Source organism: Paenibacillus violae, from assembly GCF_032461945.1.
In the GTDB taxonomy this organism is placed as follows: Bacteria; Bacillota; Bacilli; order Paenibacillales; family NBRC-103111; genus Paenibacillus_E; species Paenibacillus_E violae.
On record NZ_JAWCUD010000001.1, the window covers coordinates 81,089 to 106,586 of the forward strand.

Sequence of the window (25,498 nt, forward strand, 5' to 3'; positions counted from 1 at the left end):
AAAATGAGTAAACCCCCTTTGATCATGACACAGACGGGTCGCATGACGTTGTTATTCGCTGCAATGGCTTTGGCCGTCTCTGTCGTCATTGGTTATTCAAGTGCAACTCTGGATCCTGATTTGAGTATGCAAATTGCAATCTTGTCAATGCTGCTATTTCCTGCTTTTGTATTGGCCTTATTCGATTCACGGCGATTAATTCCTTATATCCTGCTGGTCTGGGTTATTTGCCCGGAGATTCGGCGAATACAGGATTGGATGGAAGGAACGTACCATTCGGTTTCGCTGTTAAGTATTGCACCTTTGTTAACAAGTGCTGTGCTTATTATTCCTATTTTGGCTAAGTTTCACCAGATGGAATCTCGCATCTACAAGTTGCTAATTTATATGGCCATCGTGTTGCTGTATGGCTGTCTGATTGGCGTAACAAAGAATGGGAGCGGGACCTTTTACGATTTAGCGAATTATGTGATTCCGTTGTTGTTAATCCCTTATGCGGCTTTAAGTGAATTCGACAATAAGGCGCTAGACCGATTAGTTGTCGCTTTCTCTAACACGGCGATCCTGGTAGCTGTCTATGGCATTATTCAATATATCATCGTGCCTCCCTGGGATGCATTTTGGATGAATCATGTGGAAATGACGTCGATTGGCCACCCTTTTCCATTGGAAATCCGAGTCTTCTCTACGCTGAATTCGCCAGGACCTGCGGGGATGTATATGGGAACTGCACTTGCCCCTATGATTTTGGAAAAAAGATGGCGGGGACCGTTAGGCTGGATCGGGATTATCCTTGTAACGGTTGGACTGCTGGTCACGTTAGTTCGTTCTGCCTGGGTAATGCTTTTCATCGATATCGCGATCTATACAGCTGTATCGGCCGGCAGACAAAAGTGGAAGTTGATCGCTCAATTAACAGCCGTTATTGCAGCGATGTATGTCATCATCCCTAAGCTGCCTGGAGCACAAGGTCTGATTGCTCGCTTAGATACGATGACAGCTATTCAGGATGATCACTCTTACAATGAGAGACTTGATTTCTTCCATACCGTTTTCCCGATGATGTTCTCGAAACCGCAAGGATTAGGGCTAGGGAGTATCGGTGTCGGCACCAAGCTCAGCAATGGCGGAGCATTAGGGGAATATGGCATTTTCGATAATGGATTTGTTGCCATTTTTCTAACCTTTGGTATTCTTGGTGGCTTATTGTTCCTATGGGCTTTGTGGCTTGTCACCCGTTATCTATTATCTCAGAAACACCAACCGGGCGGGATAACGGCTTATGGTAAGTTAGGACTCTCGGCTCTGCAAGGAAGTATCGTTTGTCTTGTTTTTGAAAATGGGTATACAGGGTTGAAAGGTTTTCTATTATGGATGGTCGTAGGCATTGGAATTATGGCGCATCGAACGATCGTTCAAGAGAGGAGGCAAATTTCGGATGCAGCAGCCGGTCAACTTGAAATTAGTCCGCATAAAGCCTCTGTTCGGCTTCATTAAAGCTTTCTTTTCGAGCAAAAGTCATTTGTCATCTTCGGTTAAAACGATGTTTTTCAGTGTGCTTATCTTAGTCATTAATATGCTAACCGGTATTTTGACAGCGCGATTTCTTGGGCCATCCGGCCGAGGAGAGCAGGCCGCTATGGTGTTATGGTCACAATTCTTAGCCTTTAGCTTCTCATTTGGTATGCCTTCCGCCATTATTTACAACGTGAAAAAGAACATGAAGGATTCCGCCAAGCTTTATTCGACCGCTGTTCTCATGGGTTTGACAGCAGGCATGCTTGCGATGTGCTTAGGGATACTGGTTTTACCTTATTGGCTCCGTACGTATTCCGACAGTGTGGTCCTATTCTCGCAATGGTCCATGGTTATCGTACCTCTCATCGTATTGTCCCAGATTAATAATGCGATGATGCAGGTAAGAGGCGAGTACAAACTATTTAATCGTCTGCGATTTCTTATTCCGCTGAGTACGCTCATCGGCCTTGCTCTGCTAATCTTGACTAAAACCATGACTCCTTACACGTCAGCTGTAGCTTATCTCGCTCCGGCGGTTCCCTTTTACATATGGACCACTGTTCGTTTGCTAAGACAGTATCAATGGGTGATCAAGGATGTATTCCGTTCCTTTCAGACATTAATCAGATATGGGATTGGATCCTACGGCAACGATTTAATGGGCAATGTTTCCTACTACATCGACCAAATTGTGATTATCGGACTGCTGAATCCGACCGAACTTGGACTCTATGCGGTAGCGGTAAGCCTTTCTCGGGTCGTTAATATTTTCTCAACCTCAATTATCGTGGTGCTGTTCCCGAAAGCATCCGGGCTGCCGAAGGATAAAGTGGTGGATATGACGTTCCGTGTATACCGGATCAGCACATGCGTAGCCTTGTTATGCTCTCTGATTATCATGCTGGTTGCTCCTTTCGTCATGCCGCTCTTGTATGGTCCTGATTTTAGAGAAGCTATCAGTGTATTTCGAATGCTGCTTCTTGAAGTGTCCATTTCTGGTGGAACTATGGTTTTAGCACAAGCGTTCATGGCCTTAGGCAAGCCCAAGATCGTTACGATCTTGCAAGGAATCGGGCTGCTGGTTGTCATCCCATTGCTGACGGTGCTTATTCCGAAGTTTGGACTCGCCGGTGCGGGAATGGCCATTTTGTCATCGGGTATCCTGCGATTTATCTTTATTTTAATCAATGTCAAATTCACCTTGAAAACGAAACTTCCAAGATTACTGTTGAATAAAGAGGATATCCGTTGGTTGCTTTCAGCAATAACAGCATATAAGGCCAAATAATTGGACATTGGGGGAGGGGCGAACGAAATGAGTCGCTATCGTGATGCTGTGGGAGTAAATCGAATTTCTGTTGTCATCATTGCGCAAGACGATGAATCGAGAATAGCGAATGCGATCGCCTCCTGCAAGCCTTTTGCAGACGAAATTGTTGTAGTCGATGGCGGGAGCAAGGACGGGACCGTTCGGGTGTCCGAGCAATTAGGCTGCAAAGTCTATGTGAACGCATGGCCAGGTTATGCGAAACAGCGTATCTATGGCAGTGATCGTGCCACCTATGACTGGATTTTCGTAATCGACACGGATGAGGTAGTCAATGAGCAATTATCTGACTCCATTCAGATGCTGAAAGGCGAGTTAACCGATCCAAGCAAAGCCTACTCCGTTCTGCGGATTGGAGACTTTCTAGGACGCTGGATGGGGAAAGGCGAGAAGCTGGTACGATTGTATAACCGTACACAAATTCAGTATAAGGAAAGTCTAGTGCATGAAACACCGAATGTGGAGAATGAGAATGTCCTATTTGTACCAGGTGTCTTATGGCATTATGGGTTCCGCAGCATACATGACCATATTCAACGGTTTAATAAATATACCGATCTGGAGGCGGAAGGCGCAGTGGCGATGGGAAAAAGATTTAGTCTGCTGCGTATGCTCGTTCGACCGCCCTTGCGTTTTGTTCAGAAATATATCGTTCATGGCTTGTATAAAAAGGGAATCCCGGGACTTGCTGTGGCACTTTTCTGGGGGATCTACGAGTTCCTGGTCTGCATGAAACAGTATGAGCTTGGATTGGCTCATAAACGTGTGAAGCAGTCCCATGAGGGGCCGATCAAGGAGGGGAAAGCTTATGCAACGATACAATGATTTACGGATCTTGTGCACCGGAATGGGTTGGCCCTCGGCTCAGCCGGGTGGGTTAAATACCTATTTCAAGCATATTTGCGAAAGCTTGGATACACAGCATGAGCTTGAAGCCTTGGTTTGCAGTGCGAATAAGCCGGAAGTAAAAAGTGGTCTTCGTGTTACCAATGTGGCCGGCACGAATTTGAAATTGAGCAAACGGCGTGATGCTTTTCGCATGCAAGCCGCAGAAATCATGAACGGGCAGCCTGTTGACATCGTGTATTCCCACTTTGCTCCTTATAGTTTGGGCGTGGCGATGGAGGCGAAAGCCCGAAATATTCCGGTTGTGATGACATTTCACGGTCCATGGAGTGAGGAAATCAGGCTTGAGGGCAAGGGTTTGAAGCATAGATTCAAAACCATGATCGCGAAAAGCTGGGAAATGAAAGCTTACCAATTGGCGGATGCTTTCATCGTGTTAAGTGAAACTTTTCGCGATATTCTTCACCACCAATACGGCGTTCCACTTGCCAAGATACACATCATTCCTGGCGGGGCGGACGTGGGCCGGTTTAAGCCGGCAGCGAATCGTTCCGCAATCAGAACGAAGCTGGGGCTGCCGGAAGGGAAAACCGTCGTGTTGACTTTGCGAAGGCTGGTCAATCGAATGGGGCTGCTTCAACTGCTGGAAGCTTGGAAAGAAGTTGTGCGTTCGAAGCCGGATGCCGTGCTGTTTATAGGCGGCAAAGGTCCGCTGAAAACGGAGCTGGAGAGCCGAATTGTCGAGTATGGGCTCCAGTCCAGCGTTAGATTGCTGGGGTACATCCCTGACAGTGAGCTTGCGGACTATTATCAGGCAGCCGATTTGTTCGTTGTTCCTTCACAAGCGTTAGAGGGCTTCGGCCTAATCACTGTAGAAGCAATGGCAGCCGGGGTTCCGGTCATGGCAACTCCGATTGGCGGGAACCGTGAAATTCTTGAGAAATACCGGCCGGATATGCTGTTTGCTGGAACCAGCAGCAGTGATATTGCCTCAGGACTAAATCGCATATTGAAGCATCCTGAGTTGTGGCCTACAGGTGAGCAGTGCAGGAATCACGTGTTAGAGCATTATACGTGGAAGAGAGTTTCCGAGCAGGTGAACGAAGTATTTCATTCCGTGATTGATCTTGATGATCGCCATGCTTACGTCAGGAATCAATCGGCGGCGGCCAGGAAGAGAGGAGGACGTGAACAAGATGAGAGTAGCTTATCTGGATCATACCGCTAGATGGAGCGGGGGCGAAGTCGCACTTTACAATCTCATTACGAATTTTGGCAAGGAGATTGATCCGCTAGTCATTGTGGCTGAAGAGGGAGCGCTGGTTGATCGGTTACGAGCTAAAGGGATTGATGTTCGCGTTTTACCTTTAAGTGATAAGGTGCGCAATCGCAACCGAAATGCCGTGAATTTTCAAGCGGTATCGGCTGCATTAGAACTTTGGAGTTATGGGAAAAGGGTAGCTAAACTACTGAAAGCTGAGAAAGTTGCCTGTGTACATACGAATTCTTTGAAATCAGCTTTTTATGGAGCTGTAGCTGCTAAATGGGCGGGAATTCCACTCATCTGGCATATTCGGGATCATATTGGCGTTCCGTATTTGAAGCCGGTTGTTGCCCAAGCGATTCGCCTGATGTCCCGATTGCTGCCTAATGGCGTTATTGCAAATTCCAATTCTACGTTGAGTGCTTTGAATTTGCCGAAGTCCAAGAAAACATTAGTGGTGTATTCAGCCTTCGCCAATTCCAAAGCCAAAAGGCCATCTTTGATCGAAAAAACATGGCGAAAGCCCTACGTAGTCTTACTGGTTGGCCGGTTGGCGGAATGGAAGGGCCAGCATATTTTGCTCGAAGCGGCGAAATCTTTTCTGCCGGATGAGCAGGTTCATTTCTGGTTAGCCGGGGATGCCCTGTTCGGCGAAGATGCCTATAAGAAACAACTGCTCCAGCAAATTGCCGACAATCAACTGAACAATGTCACCTTACTAGGACATGTTGAAGATATTCAAGGGTTGATGCAGAAAGCAGATCTATTGGTTCATACTTCCATCACACCTGAGCCTTTTGGTCAGGTCATTGTCGAGGGCATGGCAGCCGGTTTGCCGGTCATTGCTTCTAACGAAGGCGGCCCGACGGAAACGGTTGTGCATGGTGAAACGGGACTTCTCATTACACCAGGAAAACCAGCCGTGCTGGCTGATGCCATTCGCTATCTGCTCGAGCATCCTGAGGAGAGACGCCGAATGAGCGAGAATGGCATCAAGCGTGTGGAGCAACACTTTGTTATCGAACGAACCGTTACCCAAATCACTCATTACTATGCAGGTTTCATCGCTAACTCTTGATGACCGCTTAGTGTGTAAAGGATGGATCAAATGAAAATAGCAATTGCGCATGATTATTTGGTTCAAATGGGCGGAGCCGAAAGAGTTGTTGAAGTCTTTCACCAAATGTACCCGAGTGCTCCCATTTATACGACCATGTTTAGCAACAATCGTCTGCTCGATGAACTGAGGGATGCGGATATACGAGCCTCTTGGATGCAGAAAATGCCTGGAGGAAAAAGTCATTTTAAAGAAATGCTGCCTCTTTATCCGTTTGCAATTAAGGATTTTGACTTTCGAGAATTTGATATTGTGCTCAGTTCAAGCAGCGCATTCATGAAGAGTATTCAGGTACCGAAGAACACGTTCCATCTTTGTTACTGCCATACCCCCATGCGTTTCGCCTGGGATTATGACACTTATATGGAGCGACAAACCAAATCGAGTGTGATGAAACGTCTCTTGAAAATTTATATCGACCAGCTTAAGCAATGGGATCAAAAAACGTCTGCCAATGTAAATCAGTTTATTGCGAATTCCTCGGTTGTGAAAAGTCGCATCCGCAATTACTATCATCGCGATTCCGATGTGATTTTTCCACCGATTAATACAACTCGCTTTCATAGCTCGACGAACATTGAGGATTACTATTTGATCGTATCAAGGCTTGTGTCTTATAAACGCATTGATCTGGCTGTAGAAGCATTTAATCGGAATGGCCTGCCTTTGCATATCGTAGGCGAAGGCCCCGACCTGATGAGACTGAAGGCGATGGCCAAAGGAAATATTCGTTTTCTGGGGAGGTTGGATGACGGTTCAGTAACCAAAATGATGGCGGAGTGTCGCGCCTTAATCTTTCCCGGCGAGGAGGATTTCGGCATTACACCGCTGGAGGCCAATGCGGCGGGAAGACCCGTTGTCGCCTATCAGGCTGGTGGCGCGCTAGATACAATAGTGCCTCATGTGAATGGTGTGTTTTTCAAACGGCAAGAGGTAGAGGATCTGCTGCTTGCTATTCAGGAAGTGGAGAATCATGCCTGGGATGTGAGCCGAATTATCCAACATGCCCAGAAATTTGATGAAAAAACATTTATGGAGAAATTGAAAACCTACATGGCTAAAGCTTATCAACAGTTCAGAGAGGGGAATTAATCGTATGGATATTGCAGTAATAGGAACAGGCTATGTGGGATTAGTTTCCGGGGTGTGCTTCGCTGAGGTGGGAAATAATGTGATCTGTGTGGATCAGGATAAACAGAAAATTGACAAGCTGCAGAATTTCATTTCTCCCATCTATGAGCCTGGCATTGAAGAACTCATGGAGAAGAATATACATGCTGGCCGATTAGCTTTTACAACGGATTTGGCTCACGCCATCAGCCAATCTGAACTCATTATCATTGCCGTGGGCACACCGTCCTTGCCGAATGGCGAAGCTAATCTGTCCTACATTGAGCAAGCGTCCATGGAAATTGGTAAGGCCATGAATGGCTATAAAATCATTGCAACGAAAAGCACTGTTCCCGTAGGTACGAATGAGCACATTCAGATGATTATTGCGATGAATACGCAGCACGCCTTTGACGTCGTATCCATTCCTGAGTTTCTGCGCGAAGGTTCGGCTATCGATGATACCCTTCATCCGGATCGAATTGTCCTTGGGTTAGATAATCCAAGTTTGGCTGAGCCGCTTACCGATCTCCACCGTGCCTTCACGGATCAAATCTTCGTCACAAGCATCCGGAGTGCCGAGATGATCAAGTATGCTTCGAATGCGTTTCTTGCGACTAAAATTTCATTTATTAATGAAATCTCCAATATTTGCGAGAAGGTCGGCGCCGATGTCACGGAAGTGGCCAAAGGGATGGGGAAAGATAAGCGCATTGGTTCATCCTTCCTGAATGCCGGTATCGGCTATGGAGGTTCTTGCTTCCCGAAAGACACGGACGCTTTGATTCAAATTGCCGGCAATGTCGATTATGAGTTTCAATTGCTCAAGTCCGTAGTGGAAGTGAATAAATCCCAGCGCTACAAGGTGATTTCCAAGCTGGAGGCCTCCCTTGGACTGCTCAGCGGCAAAGTGGTGGGCATTTGGGGGTTATCCTTCAAGCCAAATACGGACGATATTCGTTATGCGCCGTCGATTGAAATTGTTGAAACGCTGATTCGAGCAGGAGCAACCCTGAAGTTGTATGATCCTATTGCGATGGATAAATTCAGGGAGCGTATTGATCATCCTTCGATTCAGTGGTGCGAGAATGCCATGGAAGCGGCAGTGGGCGCTGATGCGATTTGCTTGCTAACGGATTGGGAGGAATTTAAAACCATCTCCTTGTCCAAACTTATTTTTATCATGGATCAGCCGATTCTCATTGATGGCCGCAATGTGTACAGCCAAGAACAAATTCAGGGAACCGGGCTCAAATATTATTCCGTTGGGCGACCTGATTTGATTGGTGTATCCAGACCGAAAGCACTGGCTAGATAAGTTGCTTGTATCCCAAATAAAATCAAATGGAGCGTGGTTTTCATGAAATTGGTACTTCTTTCAGGCGGTTCCGGTAAGCGACTTTGGCCATTGTCCAATGATTCCAGATCCAAGCAGTTCTTAAAGGTACTTGAGGATGAGAAGGGCAAAGATGAATCCATGGTGCAACGTGTATGGAGGCAACTACAGAACACGGGCCTTGGCGAAGATGCGTACTTGGCGACGAATCGCTCGCAGGTTGAGATGATTATTAGCCAACTTGGCGGAGAAGCTCCGCTTATTATCGAGCCTGAGCGCAGAGATACATTCCCTGCCATCGCGTTAGCTGCTGCTTATATGTATGATGTGGAAAGTTTGCCTTTAAACACAGTGATTACGGTGTTGCCGGTAGACCCGTATGTCGATGAGGCGTTTTTTCAGAAAATTAAACAATTAGAGGATGTTCTGCACGAAACAAATGCGAATTTAGCGCTAATGGGCGTTGTTCCGACCGTTCCGTCCGAGAAATATGGCTATATTGTTCCTTCTGAGGAACGCATGGAAGGGACAGAAGCAGTAGCGGTCCAATATTTCTTCGAGAAGCCTAACCGGGAACAAGCGGCTGTTTTAATTGATCAAAAAGCGCTTTGGAATTGTGGCGTCTTTGCTTTTCGACTCGGCTACCTCATTGAGGTCATGATGGATAAAGGGATTCCGATTCAATACGAGGAAATGCTCAGAAATTATCATAAATTAACGAAAATCAGCTTCGACTACGAAGTTGTTGAGAAGGAAGCAAGTTGTGTCGTTGTCCCTTACGATGGCTTCTGGAAAGATTTGGGTACATGGAACACGTTGACGGAAGAAATGGGACGTTCTCAAATCGGAACAGGTATCGTAACAACGGATTGCGAGAATACCCATTTGATTAACGAGCTCGACATCCCTGTGACTGTCATCGGTATCCATGACGCCGTCATTGCCGTAAGCCCGGATGGCATTCTGGTGACGAACAAGTCGGAGAGCCCTCGCATTAAAGAAGTCATGAATACAATCGAGCATCGCCCGATGTACGAAGAACGCAGATGGGGACGATATCGTGTTATTGATTATGTCAAATATGCCGAAGATAATGAGGTGCTCACGAAACGTATTCTCGTTCATGCCGGTAAAAATATCAGCTATCAGCTGCATTACAAACGTTCTGAAGTATGGACTATCGTGAGCGGCGTAGCGGATATTATCATTAATGATAAACTCTATCAGGTGAAACCGGGTGATGTTGTGCGAATTCCGGAGGGGACCAGACACAGTATTCGGGCAATTACGGATGTTGAATTTATCGAGGTACAAAGCGGATCCGACTTAGTCGAAGAGGATATCGTTCGGATTTGTATGGACTGGAAGGACATTTCCCTTCACCAATTTATTTAAGTTTTGTTTTGAAACAAAGAACCGCCTTCTATTCGATTTCCGGAATGGAAGGCGATTCCTTGTTTGAAGGCATAGCTAAAAATTACAAATATAACCATTTCATGGTGAAAAGGATGCGTTATGACAACGAAGATGATTCAAATTTTAGGAAAGGCAGGTGTACGTAAGAAAGTGGTTTCCTTATTGTTCTTACTCTCCTTAGTAGCTCCGAATTTCTTGTTTCATCCGCAAGCTGCGGCGTCCGCGACTTCTGTTCCAGTCAACCCGCAAGCAACGATAGAAGCGAAGGCGGTGCTGCAGAAGTTGTATGTCGTTTCGGGTGTTAGCACGATTAGCGGGCAGCATGATTATCTTGAAAGTCCGGATGAATGGACGAATCAATTGAAAGGTTGGACAGGTAAATTTCCTGGACTTCATGGTTATGAATTTGGTGCCGTTTTGGCTCAAAATGAAAACCAATTGGCGCAACAAAGGCAAAAGGTAGTCAATAGCGCAATCGCTTGGAATAAGGCTGGCGGTCTGGTTACCATCTCTTATCATCAAAGCATTCCTGGCACGTGCCTCTGCTGGTCGAATGTACAGCGGAATATGAGCCAAGCGGAATTTGATAAATACGTCACCCCAGGCACTCCCCAGTATGCAAAATTGATTGATGATCTGGATAAAACGGCAGTTTACTTGGAGAAATTGAAAGAAGCGGGCGTTCCTGTCTTGTGGCGCCCCTATCATGAAATGAACGGGGACTGGTTCTGGTGGGGCAAGAAGAACAACTTCTCCGCCCTATGGACGATTATGTACGACCGCTTCGTGCATGTGCACAAGCTGAATAATTTGCTTTGGGTATGGAGCCCCAATGCGCCGAATGGGAATGCTGAACCCTTCAAGGCGACCTATCCAGGGGCAAGTAAGGTAGATGTTCTCGCGGTAGATATCTATGATAATGATTACAATCCGGATTATTATAAAAGTATCACGCAATTGGCTGGCGATAAGCCTGTAGCGATCGGGGAGAATGGTGAGTTGCCAAGTGCCGCTGTATTGAAAGACCAACCCCGATGGGCTTATTTCATGACATGGGGCAAGATGCTGACCGAAAATAATAAAAAAGAAGAGATTAAATCGTTCTACTCGCATTCGAAAATATTGAGCAGAGAATCTTTTCTGCCAATCAAACAGCCGCAGATACAGCCAATTTCGCCCCCGGATAAGAAAAATGGGCTGCGAGCGGAATATTTCGATAATAAGGATCTGACCGGGCTACTAGAAACGAAAGTGGATGACAAGATTGATTTTAATTGGTCGACTTCAGCTCCTTTACCTTCCATGCAAGCAGATACATTTTCGGTGAGATGGACAGGAAAACTCTTGCCCGCCTATTCGGAAACGTATCAGATATCCACCTTAAGCGATGACGGCATTCGTGTTTGGGTGAACGGCAAGTTGGTTATTGATAGTTGGTTCAATCAAAGTTGGGTGGAACGAACAGGATCTATCGCCCTTACGGCTGGCGTACCTGTTGATTTGAAAGTGGAGTATTATGATAACCAGAATGGTGCCGCTGCTAAACTCATGTGGAAGAGTCCTTCCCAACCCAAAGAAATTATTCCAGCAAATGCCCTATTACTACCTTAGAGGTTTGAGAGGTATCTAACATGATGAGATATGTGATTGTGCCATCGGCCTTGTTGATCTTACTGATCCTGATCTCGGCTTCGAATAATGACGGTGCATCAGCAAAAACAGAATTGGTAAAGGTGATGACAGAATCCAACCAGATTGGCAATCCGATCTGGACGTTAGGCAAACCCGACGATGCTTATTCGGAATTTGGAAAAGAAAGCACAGCTCAGATCAGTTACACTGTATCTCCCGGCGAAAATCAAACGGAGACTTGGAGCTCGGTGCCGCAAGGTCTCAATAAATCGTTGAATCCTACCTTGTCAATCAACTATTCCTTAGCTGAAATCCCCGAATATGGGGTTCATTTCCGAGTGAAAATTCTAGATGCGCATAAGTCTGTCCCCCAGATGGCGGTGTTTTCCAATAACCTGCTTTCGGGCATCATTCAAATCGCCGGTGTCGGAGGGACGACTAGCGCTTATGAGTATAAAAAATTATATGAGCTTTATATTCCTAAGGAGCAGCTGCAGCTCGGAAATAACGTATTAAAGCTGTCGGCCGAAGGATGTTTGTCTTGCAAAGCGGATGAGAATAAATTTCTATGGTGGAAATGGGACTATCTCTCGCTTGATGCATTAGCTGCCCCTGCCCAAGAGCCCATTCATGGACGATATGTGGAATCGGGCACCAAAGTCAGCAATTTGTCCTTTTACTATGACCAAGGAGCGGTTCGACATCTTCCCTATGTCTTAAAATGGTTGGGAATTGCCTATAGCGGCAATGTGATGCGAGTGGATTGCGCGACCGATGTCAAAGAGGGATGTTCAGCCATTAAGCCTTATTATGAAACACTTCGTGATTACAACACGCAAGCGGTAGCTCTTCATTTGCATACAGGAAATATTAAACTGAATGATGATGGCACGCTGCCGGCCGATGCAGAAAATAAGTTGTCGGACTATGTGAAGCAGTATGGTTCCCTGTTTCAATATTATGAGATTGACAACGAACCAGGCTTATTTAATCGATCCAAAAGTGTGAATCTGGCCATAGCCAAATGGCTCAAAACCAATCTGCCCGAAATTGCTCCACATGTGAAAACGGTCGCTCCGGGTTGGGCCTATGCGCCGCAGTACAGTATGAGGACATGCCGGAATCAAAACACATCCGGCGTGCTGCGCTGCGGAGATCCTGACGGATGGGAAGGTGATCCGACCCAGCGAATGGAGCTTGAAGAGATGACGGATTTAACCAATGGGCATGCGTATGGGACCTCTTATGTGAATAATAAAGATGGAAGCTTTCTGGAGAACATGCGGACCTTCGGAGGGGCTGAGGATGGTTTGCAGAAGCTCATGCTGAATACGGAGTACGGCACTTCGGATAGCCATAAAGATCCCATTGAATATGGCGCGGCGGAACCCCATGCGGCTGTCTTCGATCGCATCATGAGAGCTCATATCGGGTATGCCGATATGTTCATGCAGCATGCGGCCTTTTATCCGGAATATGCGCTGTTCGAACCGGGCATTGATTTGAATACGCAGAACCCCGCTCAGATGCAGATTCATAAGAATTCGTCGGAAAAGGATACGCGAGTCGGGGTGATGCGGCGCTTGAATCTGGCGTATGCGACGCATGGCAAGCCGCTGGTTTATGAAGTTAGCAATAAACAGGAGCTATCGGATAAGCTGGTTTATTTCCGGGGCGTGGATACCTCGACATTGCCCGCACTTCCTGGGTCAGGAGGGAAATCGGATAAGATTCTACTCAATTTTGTGAATTTTGAATCGAGTCCGCAAACGATACAGGTCAAGGTCACAATGCCGGAGGCTGCGATATACGAAGGCGAGAGGTTCGGAGCGGGTGATACGTATGAGTCGGCACGATCCTATTTAAGCGGCTTGCAAGCCGCTCCCGAACTGGCATTTAAGGAAACGTTAGGCCCAGGTGAGGCCGTGCAGTATATCTTATCGCGAGCAGATGGGGTGAAGCCAATTGCACCAACGTGGATTCAAGCTAAACCGGCACAGCATCATGCGATTGAGCTCAGTTGGAAAGAGTCTGAAGTAGCGCAAAGTTATGATATCTTGCGCAAATCTGGTGCGAGTGAGGACAATTTCGCGGTGATTGCTGAACAAGTGCAAGGTACCGAGTTTATCGATACAAGTACAATAATAGGGAACCAATACGAGTATCAGATTAGACTCTCAGGTACCAACGAAGTTTCACAACCGGCGGCAGCAATCGCAACAGATAGTGTGGCACTGGATCGAAAGGACTGGGAGGTTACCAGCAGTTCCGGAAAACCTCAAGGGGCGATTGACGGTAATATCTACAGCCGATGGGATACGGGGGTCGCTCAAGCTCCCGGACAATTCTATCAAGTGGATATGAAAACAGCGACCACGATCAACCGGATAAGGCTTCGGAGCGAAGGTTCCCCGAATGATTATCCAAGGAAATATGAGGTATATGTTTCTACCGATGGGTATACGTGGTCTCAGCCGATTGCAACCGGTAGCGGTTCAAGCATACTAGACATCAATTTTAGTCCTACGTATGCACGATTCGTCAAGATCATCCAGACAATGAAGGCCGGGAATTTCTGGTCCATTCATGATCTGCAGATTTATGGTTAGAAATCGAGGGATACGCCTACCCTTTACGGGTTGAAGCTACGATGAGAAACAAAATTAAGATGAGCAACCAGATGACTTGAACCATATTATCCTCGCCTTTTGTTATAATAAATCAAGTTTAACAAGAATTCTTGTAATTTTCTGTCTTAAAACAAACAAAAATGTTGGATTTATGCTAAATATTACAATAGTAATCATTAAAAAGTCCTATGTACATGTCGTTTTTTGATGAAAGTCCTCACTTTGTGGGGACTTTTTTTTATCTACATTTAACAATCCTTCTGTAACATTTAGATATTCGAAATTTGAACAAAGGTTAATATCTAAAGGAGAGAAGATTCTTGAATATTCGACTGCCTCAAATTACAGTGGGTAAGAAAATGTATGTCAGTTTTATTGTGCTATTATTGCTTACTTCTGTTGCAGGATGGATGAGTCTAACGAATATGAAGTCGATTCAGAACAAAAGTGATGAAATCAGTCAGATATGGATGCCTGGCGTCGAAGCTGTCAATACGATCAGTTATTTAACGGAAAATGTACACGGACTAGAAATGCAGCTCTTTATCTTAATGGATCCAGCTCAGCTGCAAAGCACACAGACACAAGCCAGTGCAGGGATTAGCAATGTAGACGAGCAGATTAAACAATTCGGAGAAGGGCTGACGGATGAGCAGGAGAAGCGGAATTTCGAAGCCTTTCAAAACCAATGGAATATTTACAAAGGTTATCATGAGAAGTTCTTGGAACTTAGTAAAAAAGCCAATTTGAGTAAAGGCTCCGGCAACATGGAGAAAGAAGTTGGAACTCTCATTTCAGATTCGAATAAAGTTTTTGTGAACATGCAGAAATATCTGAAGGTTCTTGTAAAAATCAAACATGAAGGCGCGGTAGCTGCCTCAGAGAGCAGTTCGGTTATTTATCGTTCTGGGCAAATGAACCTGATTTACATTTTTGCTTCTGCCGTCTTTATCGGTATGATTCTGGCTTTCTTCATTACACGTAATATCTCCAAGCCTGTGCGTCTTGTTTCGCAAGCTCTTCAGACTGTGTCCTTGGGAAGCTTATCAGAACAAGATGTGAAAGTAAGAAATAAAGATGAAATCGGTGAACTGGTTAGTTCGTTAAACCGGATGAAGACGAATGTCCGGGACATTTTGCTGCAAATTCGCAATGCCTCTTCTTCGGTTGCTGACTCGTCCAAAGAACTGCTCGATCACGCGGAGCAAACGTCGCATGCTTCCAATCAAGTGGCGGAGGTCATGCAATTGGTAGCTTCCGGAGCAGAAGTTCAAGTTCAGAATTACGAGGATACGAATACAGCTATGACGGAGATAATCATTGGCATTGGGCGAATCGCTGAAGCTTCGTCCGAGGTATCAGATATCTCAATGGAAGCATTCCGAGAAGCAAAGCAAGGCGAGCAAGACCTCCAAGCGCTCATTAAGAGCATGAATGGGATGAGTGATACGGTCAGCAGGGCGAACACCGTTATTATTAATTTGGGGAACCATTCTCAAGAAATTAATAATATGATTGGCATGATGGGCAATATAGCGAAGCAAACCAACCTGCTCGCTTTGAATGCGGCGATTGAAGCGGTTCGTGCAGGAGAAGCAGGCAAAGGATTTACGGTTGTAGCAGGGGAAGTGCGTAAGCTATCGGAGCAGTCCGCGCAATTTGCCAATCAAATTACGGAATTGATCGGACAGGTGTTAGACAATACCGGAGTTGCCGTTAAAACGATGCATGATTGCCAGCAGGAAGTGGATATGGGCAAAGAGATGGTACATGCGGCGGAGACTTCCTTTCATCGTATTTTCTTAGCTTCCGAGAAAGTGGCTGTTCGCATACAAGAGGTTGCGGCATTCGCTCAAGAACTGGCCGCCACTTCGGAAGAAGTGTCCGCTTCAGTCGCAGAAACGAGCGCTCACGCGAGAAATTCATCTGCCTACGCTCAGCAGGTGGCTGAAACCTCTGAACAGCAGATGGCGTCGCTGAATGATATCACCAGGTCTGCCGGTATGCTGAACGGCATTGCCGAACAATTACATACTGTCGTTGGGAAGTTTGAGTTGTAGTGCCTTCTTAGCACTACAGTGGGTTTTCTTTAGGGTTATGGGGTAAGCGTAGCTTACCCCTACTTATTGCTTCTCGCCCATACCGCACCGAATGCTCACTGCACACCAAGTAACTAATCCAAGTCCAATCACCGCAACGGCTCCTCGCTCTTATGTCTATGCTGCACTTTATGCAACATAAATGGCATTACACACTACTAAACCGCTCTTCAGTGCACAAAGTGCAATGAATTCAAGCTAAATCGCGCGAAAACCGCTTTATTCTGCTTTTTCCGTTGCACTTTATACAACTGAGACAGCGGTAACATCCTACCTGAGGCCTTAATGTTGCGCAAAGTGCAACATAGAGAAGGTGTTTGCCATTGTTTGGAGCTGTCATTTGGTTCATTTGCTTATCCTTAATTGTTCGGATGCAAGCAAAAGTCTGCAAAATCATGCTATACTAGACTCTGTAAAAAGGAGGTCGACTATGGCTAGAAACAAAGAGTTTGAAGTGAATGCCGTGCTGCGAAAAGCGATGCATATCTTTTGGGAGCAGGGCTATGAGAAAACTTCCATGCAAGATTTGGTCACGCATATGGGGATTCATCGAAGGAGTATCTATGATACTTTCGGAGACAAACATCGTTTATATATGAAGGCAGTAGAGAAATACGGGGAATTGCTGGAAAGCTCCGTTCATCAAAAAGTGGAGGCTCCTACCCCGATGAAACAAGCTATTCGGCGAATGTTTGAACACGCCATTATGGCCGCAGACGATCGCCCCAAAGGGTGTTTGATGGTAAATACGGCTGTCGAATTGGCTGTTTGTGATGAAGAAGCAGCGGAGAAAGTGAATCAAAGTTTTGTTAAAACCGAGGACAAACTATACGATCTCATACTGCGCGGCAAGGAAACGGGAGAAATTGGAAATCACCAGGATGCACGGAGGACTGCGGAGTTTTTAAACAGTGCTTTTATTGGATTATGCGTGTTGGCCAAAACGACGAATGATAAAGAAAAACTGGAAGGTATCATTGATACATCGCTAGCTATATTGGATTGAAAGAAAGAAGAAGGAGCCACGCGGCAAGCGGGCTCCTTCTTCGCTGATTATAACATTTTGGCCAAACCCTCGAATTTCACTTCCCAAGAACCATCTTGTGGAAATCCGGGTGCATGGGTGTTAGGCCCATTCTCCCAACCCGCAGCCATCATGGCGACAGCGCTTAACAGGCCCCCGTTGCCAGGAAGGTATACCGTTAACGGTTTCCGCTGGTAGTTGTGGCCATTCGGAAGGAAGGTGTTGGTGACTTTGTCGATCAACAGGGTATCGACGGCCAATTGTCCTTCGCCGAGTCTTGCCGATGTCATAGCGACCATGGGATAGTCCCATCCCCATGTCGCATCCCAGTCCCAGACCTTGATGACTTCGTGCAGGGTCCTAAGCATCGTTTCACGATCCACCATATTGCCGGGGAGGATACCGAGCGGAGCCAACATCGTAGGGTGATCTTTGGTGCTGCTGCCGCCTGTAAATGTATCGGGAGCTGTCTCCGCAGCGACATATAGACCTTCCACCACGGGAAGCTTGGACAAGTGGTTCAGGACATGCTCCCACTTCTCCATCCTCGGGAGTCCGAGTCTCTCCCGCCATGCTAGAGCTGTTGATAATCCGAAAGCCCAGTAAGACAATTCGAAAGTCGGATTCATTGTCGTTGCATGATCATAAATTTCCTGCGCTGGAGCAACTGGCGGACCAAGCACATAGCGCAGCTGTTCATAATCCCATTCTGCGAAAGAGGCCATGAAGGCCGCACTTTCGAAGACCAGATCTGCATATTTCTCCAACGTCTCTCTTGTGCCCCTGATTTGATAGATGAGTTCAGCGTAATAAATAGGATGCGGCTGCTGCCAGATGAGGAACGGTTCAATGTAGCAAGGGCCGTTAATGCCATCCGGAGCTACACATTTCGGCCATCTAGCCCCTTCATATCCTTGGGAAGCAGCGAGTTTTCGGGCTTGGTCGAGGATGCTGATGTACCATTCCAGACTGTTCGTCAAGCTGTCCACCCGATTCCAGAGTGCAAAGTGAACGGAATGCCACCAGTGCATTTCCAGATGAAATTTACCGGCCCAGCTGTTATGGGTAAGTCCTGATTCCGCCGGCGGCAGGGTACCGGATGATTGAATAGCGGTCAAATACTGGGACAGCACAATTCTACGCTCAAGCTCGAGCGCGCGTGAATCTTTGCTGCCTACCAGCTCGATGGCTCCGCCAGAGGACCAAAAGTTGCGCCAATGCTGCTCAGAATCAGCTCGCACAGCTTCAAAGGCTGGCAAATCAGACTCATCGGATTCAGCAGTAAAACGGAACCGGAATTGGAATTCATCGTGATCGGATGCTGGCGTTAGAAGAAACAAGTGTTGGTCTTGCTCGTCTTGAGCGAAGTTTCCGTTTGACCATGCGGCAGCAAACGCATACGCGTCCTGATCCAACTTCCGGTCAATATGGACGGAATGGCTGCTGCCGGTCGCGATTTCGGTTGCGTGCTGACCGCTTTTTCCCCAATCAACACCAGCGAACTTCCATGTGCCGTAAGGGAAACGAAAGGTAATCTGAAGCTGCCTTTGGCGGATTAGATCCGATTTCACGCGAACGGCGATTAGATCCTGCGTGGGGTGACAGCAGGTAGTCACGCTGGTTATCGCTTCGCCAATCGTGAATTGGCTTTCAATGACTCCCCCCCATAGATGAAGGACTTGTTCAATTTCATTCAGATCTTCTGCGGTGGCCTCTTCGCCTGATGGCAGCGTAAACCGGAAGCCGACTTGCCCAAGATGCAATTTGTGCGGATTAAACTTCAGCCATTTATACTCATCGGTAATTTGACCGGGCGCCATATACGGAAACCCGATATCTCTCCCGCCAAAGGTAGGAAAAGAGGTTCGAGGGAACTTATCCACATGGTACTGCTCTGGATTTGGATGCGTATGCCATGCCCAGTTGGAGAAATTGCCAAGCGGCACACCACCGTCTGCGTATAGGCTCGGGAATGTTTGTAAGCCGGTTGCGTCAACCGTGAAGGCATAGTTCCCATTGCCGACAGAGAGGGAAGAGAATTTATCAAAGCTGGTCATAAGCGGATTATGGCGCCCAACTAAAGCTTTTCGATCGATCATTTTGGCATCACCCCATCGGAAAAAAAGTTTCATTTTTAAATATCACATTCAAATAGATAGCTGCCAGAGCCTAAGTGTATAACGGCATCCCCGTCTTCCCCGACTTCAAGCCTGACTTCCTGTATAGCGGCTGCATCCTTTAGCGGAATTCCGCCTTCGAGGAGAGTTTCCATGGAGACAGAAGGAAGGTAGACGTCCGCCAAACAATTTGTCGGAATGGTGATCTCAAGCTGGAGCCGACGGTCATCAGAATTATGCCGCCATGCGACTCGCAGCTTTCCGGATGGCAGACGATAATCTGCCGCTACTTCGTTCAGATCATCCAGAATAGGCGGCCTTATTGACAGCTTGTAGCTTTCGAAATCGGGGCAATACCGATAATGGATGCCTGCCAAACCGCTGTAGAGCCATTCTTCCAAATGTCCGAGCATAAAATGGTTCTGCGACTTGCCGACGGTGGGTCCGTCCCAAGCTTCTGTCAACGATGTCGCACCGTTTTCGATTTGATAGCCGTAACTTGGGTGATCCGTATTTTGGCTCATTTTATAGATGATGTCGCTGCGGCCGTTCTGAGAAAGAGCAAGCAGCACATAGCGATGGCCTATATCGCCTGCCGTCGTATGATACCCGCGTAAGGTAATATCATGAATGAGCCCGGCTAGAACAGTTTCTTTATACGGCTCGTGGACTAGCCCTAGTACAAGCGGCATCGCCTGGGAGCTTTGACTGCCAGTGGCATATTGCTGCGTTTTGTCATCGAAAAAAGCTTGATTAAACGCCGAGTTGATGTCATCGCGCAGCTGTTCATAATGGGAAGCGTCATCGCTGAAGCCCAAGATCTTGGCAATTTGTGCAAACACATCAACGATATGGTAAAACATAGCGGTTTCGGTATGCGCAACAGGTGTATTTTGAACAAAACCCGGCGGATTGTCGCCGACATCGTACCAGTCTCCAAGTCCGGTGTGGATAATCAGTTGATCCGAGCTCTCTTTTAAATAATCGATATAAGCTTTCATGCCTTCATAATGTTCGGCCAAAATACCGTGATTGCCGTAAAATTGCAGCAAATTCCAGCCTGTGAGGATATAGGTGGCGCCCCATGAGACAGAATCCCGGAAGCAGCGCCATTGGTCGGAAAAAACAACATATTCCGGCGCCGTTGTCGGGACCATCCCGCTCGGTAGCTGGGCGTCCCGGATGTCCTCCATCGTCTTGATGAACAAAGGCTCGACATCGTAATTCCATGCTACGGAGGGGCCCATCAAATGAATTTGCTCGAGCCAACCGAGCTTTTCCCGATGCGGGCAGTCGGTAAAAATGCTTTTCATGTTGCTGCGTATCGCTTGGTTAATGATCTCATGCGTGCGGTTTAGCAGCGTGTTCGAGCTGACGAAGTTTCCGCATATGTTCACATCCGGATAAATCATTTGGCCTTCCAGCCGAATAAGCACAGGAACGTCGGAATCGAATGAAGTTGCATCCGCATCCACAGGAACGATACCTTCCAGTTGTACATAACGAAAGCCGGTATAGCTGAAACGCGGCGACCAGGTTTCTCCCTCAGCATCCCCGCTCATCGTATAAATGAACTTGGTGGGAGAACCGGTCCATTTCTGATTGATTGTTCCGTTATCCTTCAGCAATTCAGCAGGGGACATCGTAATTTTGGCGCCTTGAGGGCCTTGAACCCGGAGGTTCATCCAACCGGAGAAGTTTTTGCCGAAATCAGCCACATACACACCGGGAAGCGGTTGCGTGATCTGTACGGGCAGGGAAGTTTCCATCACTTTCAATGGAGAAGTCGCTTGTGACTTAAGCTTTCCTGCAGGACCCTGCACTTCGACCGCCGGTTGCCAAGCATGCCTGCCAGTAAAACTTGGCAGATCCCAACCCGCTTGGAGATGGTTAGCATCATAATCTTCGCCTCCGTATATACACGAGAAGAGAATAGGTCCCGGCGCGGAATCCCAATGTCGATCGCTAAGAATCTGAGTTTGGGTACCATCCGTATGGGTGATTTCCAACTGAACGAGACACCTTGGAGTACCGAAGGAATGCTTGAATTTGCTGTAACGACCGCCTGTCACATGAAAGAAGCCGTTCCCCAGCATCACACCCATCGCATTGCCGCCTTCATGAAGCTGCTCAGTCACATCGTAGACGCAGTAGAGACAAGTTTTGTCATAGTTTGTCCAGCCCGGCTCCAGAACGTTGTCGCCGACTTTCTTTCCGTTAAGGCGCAGCTCAAACTGACCTAATCCGCAAATATAGGCGCGAGCTTGTGTCACAGGTTTGTTAAGATGGAATTCACGTCGCAGGAGGGGAAGAGCGGGTCGTTCAAGGGGCTCCTCTGCAAATCGAGCGATCCAAGTCGCAGACCAATCCGCGGCATGGAGTAGCCCCATTTCCCACCAGGAAATAGGGCTTTCCGTCATTTGGCCATTCGTATCCCAAACCTGAACCTTCCAATAATAGCGTTGCCTGGACTGAAGCGGCGGCCCTTCGTACAAAATATGAACGTTTTTCTTGCTAAAACGCTGCCCGCTGTCCCATATCATTTCGCTTCGCCTAAATTCTTCACAGTCAAAAACAATGATTCGATAGGCTGTTTGCATTTGCAAACGGACCTGCGAATCAGCAAAACTCCAGCCGAAGGCCGGCTGGAGAACATCAATCCCGAGTGGGCGACGCTTGCTTTCTACGAATAATTCAACCACTTGCATCCATGCTCGCCCCCTTGGTCATCGTGATTGGGTACCTATCGGCTGTGAGGTTGCGAAGGTGATCGTCCGGAACTCTTTACCGTAGTTTTTGGTTGGATCTCCTTCTTGATATCGTCTGCATGAGCAATAGAAATGGTAGAGTATGCCTTCATGTGTAACGACAGAGGGCTTATGGGCGAAAATAGCGTCAATGCTGCCTTCTTCCCCAACTCGAATGATGGGTTCAGGATGTTTCTCCCAAGTTAATAGGTCACGGGAAAGAGCAATACCTTCCTGCGCCTGTTTGTAATTATAGCCAAAGTAATACATAATCCACTGGTCTCGGTCCGGATCATGCAGCACGCAAGGATCACTGACAAATCCTGAATCCCATCCATCCGGGGTAACCTGCAGAACGGGATTTTGTTCGTATCGGTGCCACTCCTTCAAATTGGTGGAGAAAGCAACGCCTGTTTGTTCGATCCATCGACCTTTATTTGTATTTTTGGCATTGTAATACAAATAGAACGTACCTTTATGTTCGATCAGGCACTCTTTGTAGAGCCCGCCCTTTTCCCAGTCTGCTCCTTCTTCCGGGGTTAAGATGGGATCCGGGCAACGATGCCACTCAAGCAGCTGTTCATCTTCGGTCCAGGCGATGCCAATTTTGGCCGAGCCTTCTTCATAACCTGCATTTGGATATGCGTGATAGACCAGCCAATATTTGTTGTTCCATTTTTTCAATACAGGAGGAGCATCGAGGCGATTTTCTTTCAATATCCATGTGCCGGCAACATTAATAGAATCCCAGGCCGAGTCTTCGTTTCTTTTTAGAATGACACTCAGATGCTCCCAGTTAATAAGATCATGGCTTGTCGCCAAAGCCGTCTGGTAACCGATTCCGTCAAACCCCACATACATCATGTAGAATTTGCCGCCATGTTGAAAGACGAACGGACAATCGACGGCTCGCTCGTCGAAATGGCCAGGTAACCCCGAACCAACAAGCACGGGACTTCCCAATTTATATGGTGTGAGATAAGGCTGTATAGGCAACGTGACACACTCCTTATGATAAAAATCCGAAAATCTAAAAATCCAATTACCGATTCCTTATTCAGATTACAATTAAGCGCTTACTTATTGTGTGGGGTATTGTACCTGATATATAGGTCAAAGCGATCTTCAGCGCTTGGCAGCATTGACATCATGAATAGCCGAGCGTAGGATGAGGGGGAAATTTAGGCCATACAGCTTGAGAGGAGGGGCTTGAGTGAAGGACAATCACGGTTTCAATCCGTTTATGTTCGAGACAGCCCGCAGTATTGTTGCCGGACAACATACGATTGCCGAACTGGTTCCAAGGATAAAACGGCACGGAGATTTCAAACACGTGGTGATCGTAACGCAACCTTCGATAAAGGCGATGGGGGTCATTGATCGGATTGAGAGCGAACTGTCGCAAGCGGGAATAAGCAGCAGATGCCTAAGCGATGTGAAACCGGAACCAACGGTCGATAACATTCAACAAGTGTACAGCCGCATCGCCTCCGAACCTGTCGATTTGTTCATTGGCATTGGCGGCGGAAGCGTGCTGGATGCAACGAAATTGTTTTCCGTCCTGATGACAGATCCCGTGGACGTAATGAGTTTGGTGGGCATTGACCGCGTATCGAAACCAGGCATACCTACGGTGTTGATTCCAACGACTTCAGGAACCGGTTCAGAAGTGACGCCGAACGCGATTGTTACGATTCCTGAGCAGGAATTAAAAGTCGGGATTATCAGCAGGCATTTGCTTCCGATGCTGGTCATTATCGATCCGGCGCTAACCGTCAGCCTGCCACCGAACATCACGGCTGCAACCGGTATGGATGCGTTTACTCATGCGTTGGAATCCTATATCTCCACAAAAGCGAATCCCATAAGCGATATGTTTGCCCTTGAATCGATGCGTTTAATTTCTGGCAGTTTGTTGCAAGCCTACCATCACGGATCCGATCTTCAAGCTAGAGAAAATGTGCTCCTAGGATCGATGTACGGCGGGATGGCGCTCAGTTCGGCTGGAACAGCAGCCGTTCATGCACTGGCTTATCCGCTTGGAGGGAAATTCAACATTACGCACGGTGTCGCAAATTCGATGCTGCTGCCTCATGTCATGACGTTCAATATGGATGCTATTCAGACAAGGCTCGGTCATGTTGCTTGCGCAATGGGGCTGCAGATTGGAACAGAGGGCGGGAAGGCGGTCTCGGAGGCCGTTATTCGGCAAATATTCGAATGGACCTCCGAGATGCACATCCCGCAAAATTTGCGTGCGTTCGGCGTAACCGATGAGGATGTCGGCGAGCTGGCCGTTGCCGCATCGAAGGTGACAAGGCTGCTGCATAACAATCCGAAACCGATGAACATAGATGATATTCAGGCTGTTTACCGCCAATTGCTTCCGTGACGACTGGACAAAAAAGGAGAAATGTGATGAATCATTTATTGCAACCGTCAGGCATCATTCCCGCTATGGTGACACCTTTTGATGCTGATCAGCAGATCGACGAAGCTGCATTGCGGCAATTAACCCGCAGACTAATTGACGCGAATGTGCACGGTTTGTTTTGTCTCGGCACGAATGGGGAGTTCTTCTCTCTGTCCTTCGACGAAAAACTGCGGGTCGCCGAAATCGTCCTTGAGGAAACACAAGGGAGATTACCGGTGTATGTGGGGGCTGGATGCACAAGTACGAAGGAATCTATTGAACTAGCAGTACGTCTGGAGAGCATGGGGGCCGATGCTCTGTCCGTGATTACACCGTATTTTCTGACCTATACCCAGCAGGAACTGCTGACTCATTTTCGCATGATTGCGGAAGCGACAGAGCTTCCCGTGCTCCTGTATAACATTCCGGCCAGGACGGGGAACTCTCTTCAACCCCAAACCGTGAAGGAACTAAGCAAAGTGCCTAACATTGTCGGGATCAAGGACAGCAGCGGCAGTTTTGATACCATTTTGCAATATATTGAGGTTGCTGGACAGAACTTTTCCGTTTTGGCAGGCACGGATTCACTCATTCTGCCAACCTTAATGGCTGGAGGACATGGGGCAATAGCAGCGACAGCCAATGTGTTTCCAGAAGTTGTGAAGAGTATTTACGATTTGTGGGAGCATGGGGAGCTGGAACAAGCAGAATTACAGCAGCGCAAGCTGCGAGCTTTGCGCAACGCGTTTTCGATGGGGACGCTACCTTCCGTTCTGAAAGAAGCGATGAGCATGATCGGATTGCCTGCGGGACAACCGCGTCTGCCTGTACAACCGTTGAACGCATCAGCGAAAGAGGAGCTCGGGCGGGTGATGGACACTTATTTGGTGGAAAGGAACTGA

At 47.3% G+C, this 25,498-nt stretch carries 17 protein-coding genes; 14 read left to right on the forward strand and 3 right to left on the reverse strand.

Features of this window, described 5'->3' with window-relative positions; genetic code table 11:
- The first annotated feature begins 24 nt into the window (after window positions 1–24).
- The 12 genes from RQP52_RS00370 to RQP52_RS00425 all read left to right on the forward strand — a co-directional run bounded on the left by RQP52_RS00370 (window position 25) and on the right by RQP52_RS00425 (window position 17,301).
- The gene (locus RQP52_RS00370; protein ID WP_315948721.1) at window positions 25–1,497 is read left to right on the forward strand and encodes an O-antigen ligase family protein; all 1,473 of its coding nucleotides are present in this window, start codon (window positions 25–27) and stop codon (window positions 1,495–1,497) included.
- Entirely contained in the window at window positions 1,439–2,806 is a 1,368-nt protein-coding gene (locus RQP52_RS00375) for a lipopolysaccharide biosynthesis protein (RefSeq protein WP_315948723.1), read from the forward strand. Before RQP52_RS00370 ends, RQP52_RS00375 begins: the two co-directional genes overlap by 59 nt.
- 27 nt (window positions 2,807–2,833) lie before the next feature.
- Window positions 2,834–3,670 (forward strand): glycosyltransferase family 2 protein, encoded by an 837-nt coding sequence (locus RQP52_RS00380; protein ID WP_315948724.1) that lies wholly within the window; start codon window positions 2,834–2,836, stop codon window positions 3,668–3,670.
- On the forward strand, window positions 3,654–4,919 hold the full coding sequence (locus tag RQP52_RS00385) for a glycosyltransferase family 4 protein (protein ID WP_315948725.1): 1,266 nt from the start codon (window positions 3,654–3,656) through the stop codon (window positions 4,917–4,919). Before RQP52_RS00380 ends, RQP52_RS00385 begins: the two co-directional genes overlap by 17 nt.
- A complete protein-coding gene (locus RQP52_RS00390; RefSeq protein ID WP_315948727.1) occupies window positions 4,888–6,033 on the forward strand; it encodes a glycosyltransferase family 4 protein in 1,146 nt (381 codons plus the stop codon). Before RQP52_RS00385 ends, RQP52_RS00390 begins: the two co-directional genes overlap by 32 nt.
- Before the next feature lie 30 nt (window positions 6,034–6,063).
- Window positions 6,064–7,164 (forward strand): glycosyltransferase, encoded by a 1,101-nt coding sequence (locus RQP52_RS00395; protein ID WP_315948729.1) that lies wholly within the window; start codon window positions 6,064–6,066, stop codon window positions 7,162–7,164.
- A gap of 4 nt (window positions 7,165–7,168) precedes the next feature.
- The gene (locus tag RQP52_RS00400) at window positions 7,169–8,500 is read left to right on the forward strand and encodes a UDP-glucose dehydrogenase family protein (protein ID WP_315948731.1); all 1,332 of its coding nucleotides are present in this window, start codon (window positions 7,169–7,171) and stop codon (window positions 8,498–8,500) included.
- 42 nt (window positions 8,501–8,542) lie between these two features.
- A complete protein-coding gene (locus tag RQP52_RS00405; RefSeq protein ID WP_315948733.1) occupies window positions 8,543–9,913 on the forward strand; it encodes a sugar phosphate nucleotidyltransferase in 1,371 nt (456 codons plus the stop codon).
- A 120-nt stretch (window positions 9,914–10,033) separates the two neighbouring features.
- Window positions 10,034–11,545 carry a glycosyl hydrolase gene (locus RQP52_RS00410; protein ID WP_315948734.1) on the forward strand — a complete coding sequence of 504 codons (1,512 nt, stop codon included), beginning with the start codon at window positions 10,034–10,036 and terminating at the stop codon, window positions 11,543–11,545.
- A gap of 20 nt (window positions 11,546–11,565) precedes the next feature.
- Window positions 11,566–14,175, forward strand: a complete 2,610-nt coding sequence (locus tag RQP52_RS00415; RefSeq protein WP_315948735.1) for a discoidin domain-containing protein — start codon at window positions 11,566–11,568, stop codon at window positions 14,173–14,175.
- A gap of 341 nt (window positions 14,176–14,516) precedes the next feature.
- Window positions 14,517–16,256, forward strand: coding sequence for a methyl-accepting chemotaxis protein (locus RQP52_RS00420; RefSeq protein ID WP_315948737.1), 1,740 nt, complete (start codon window positions 14,517–14,519; stop codon window positions 16,254–16,256).
- Between the two features lie 469 nt (window positions 16,257–16,725).
- Window positions 16,726–17,301: a TetR/AcrR family transcriptional regulator gene (locus RQP52_RS00425; protein WP_315948739.1), complete on the forward strand. Its 576-nt coding sequence runs from the start codon at window positions 16,726–16,728 to the stop codon at window positions 17,299–17,301.
- A gap of 47 nt (window positions 17,302–17,348) precedes the next feature.
- Here RQP52_RS00425 and RQP52_RS00430 read toward each other — a convergent pair whose 3' ends face one another.
- Genes RQP52_RS00430 through RQP52_RS00440 form a run of 3 tightly spaced genes read right to left on the reverse strand, consistent with a single transcriptional unit; the run spans window position 17,349 to window position 23,179 of the window.
- Window positions 17,349–19,418: a glycoside hydrolase family 65 gene (locus RQP52_RS00430; protein WP_315948741.1), complete on the reverse strand. Its 2,070-nt coding sequence runs from the start codon at window positions 19,416–19,418 to the stop codon at window positions 17,349–17,351.
- A 35-nt stretch (window positions 19,419–19,453) separates the two neighbouring features.
- Window positions 19,454–22,144, reverse strand: a complete 2,691-nt coding sequence (locus RQP52_RS00435) for an alpha-L-rhamnosidase (RefSeq protein WP_315948742.1) — start codon at window positions 22,142–22,144, stop codon at window positions 19,454–19,456.
- Between the two features lie 18 nt (window positions 22,145–22,162).
- On the reverse strand, window positions 22,163–23,179 hold the full coding sequence (locus RQP52_RS00440; protein ID WP_315948744.1) for a glycoside hydrolase family protein: 1,017 nt from the start codon (window positions 23,177–23,179) through the stop codon (window positions 22,163–22,165).
- A gap of 247 nt (window positions 23,180–23,426) precedes the next feature.
- Here RQP52_RS00440 and RQP52_RS00445 point away from each other — a divergent pair, with 247 nt between their 5' ends.
- Together RQP52_RS00445 and dapA are read left to right on the forward strand one after the other, a co-directional pair.
- Window positions 23,427–24,575 carry an iron-containing alcohol dehydrogenase gene (locus RQP52_RS00445; RefSeq protein WP_315950335.1) on the forward strand — a complete coding sequence of 383 codons (1,149 nt, stop codon included), beginning with the start codon at window positions 23,427–23,429 and terminating at the stop codon, window positions 24,573–24,575.
- Window positions 24,576–24,601: 26 nt separating this feature from the next.
- Window positions 24,602–25,498: a 4-hydroxy-tetrahydrodipicolinate synthase gene (dapA, locus tag RQP52_RS00450; protein WP_315948745.1), complete on the forward strand. Its 897-nt coding sequence runs from the start codon at window positions 24,602–24,604 to the stop codon at window positions 25,496–25,498.

Bases quoted from the DNA above. Each gene is read 5' to 3' on its own strand.
- RQP52_RS00370 (WP_315948721.1), top strand. From the start codon at position 25: ATGACACAGACGGGTCGCATGACGTTGTTATTCGCTGCAATGGCTTTG.
- RQP52_RS00375 (WP_315948723.1), top strand. From the start codon at position 1,439: ATGCAGCAGCCGGTCAACTTGAAATTAGTCCGCATAAAGCCTCTGTTC.
- RQP52_RS00380 (WP_315948724.1), top strand. From the start codon at position 2,834: ATGAGTCGCTATCGTGATGCTGTGGGAGTAAATCGAATTTCTGTTGTC.
- RQP52_RS00385 (WP_315948725.1), top strand. From the start codon at position 3,654: ATGCAACGATACAATGATTTACGGATCTTGTGCACCGGAATGGGTTGG.
- RQP52_RS00390 (WP_315948727.1), top strand. From the start codon at position 4,888: ATGAGAGTAGCTTATCTGGATCATACCGCTAGATGGAGCGGGGGCGAA.
- RQP52_RS00395 (WP_315948729.1), top strand. From the start codon at position 6,064: ATGAAAATAGCAATTGCGCATGATTATTTGGTTCAAATGGGCGGAGCC.
- RQP52_RS00400 (WP_315948731.1), top strand. From the start codon at position 7,169: ATGGATATTGCAGTAATAGGAACAGGCTATGTGGGATTAGTTTCCGGG.
- RQP52_RS00405 (WP_315948733.1), top strand. From the start codon at position 8,543: ATGAAATTGGTACTTCTTTCAGGCGGTTCCGGTAAGCGACTTTGGCCA.
- RQP52_RS00410 (WP_315948734.1), top strand. From the start codon at position 10,034: ATGACAACGAAGATGATTCAAATTTTAGGAAAGGCAGGTGTACGTAAG.
- RQP52_RS00415 (WP_315948735.1), top strand. From the start codon at position 11,566: ATGATGAGATATGTGATTGTGCCATCGGCCTTGTTGATCTTACTGATC.
- RQP52_RS00425 (WP_315948739.1), top strand. From the start codon at position 16,726: ATGGCTAGAAACAAAGAGTTTGAAGTGAATGCCGTGCTGCGAAAAGCG.
- RQP52_RS00430 (WP_315948741.1), bottom strand. From the start codon at position 19,418: ATGATCGATCGAAAAGCTTTAGTTGGGCGCCATAATCCGCTTATGACC.
- RQP52_RS00435 (WP_315948742.1), bottom strand. From the start codon at position 22,144: ATGCAAGTGGTTGAATTATTCGTAGAAAGCAAGCGTCGCCCACTCGGG.
- RQP52_RS00445 (WP_315950335.1), top strand. From the start codon at position 23,427: ATGTTCGAGACAGCCCGCAGTATTGTTGCCGGACAACATACGATTGCC.
- dapA (WP_315948745.1), top strand. From the start codon at position 24,602: ATGAATCATTTATTGCAACCGTCAGGCATCATTCCCGCTATGGTGACA.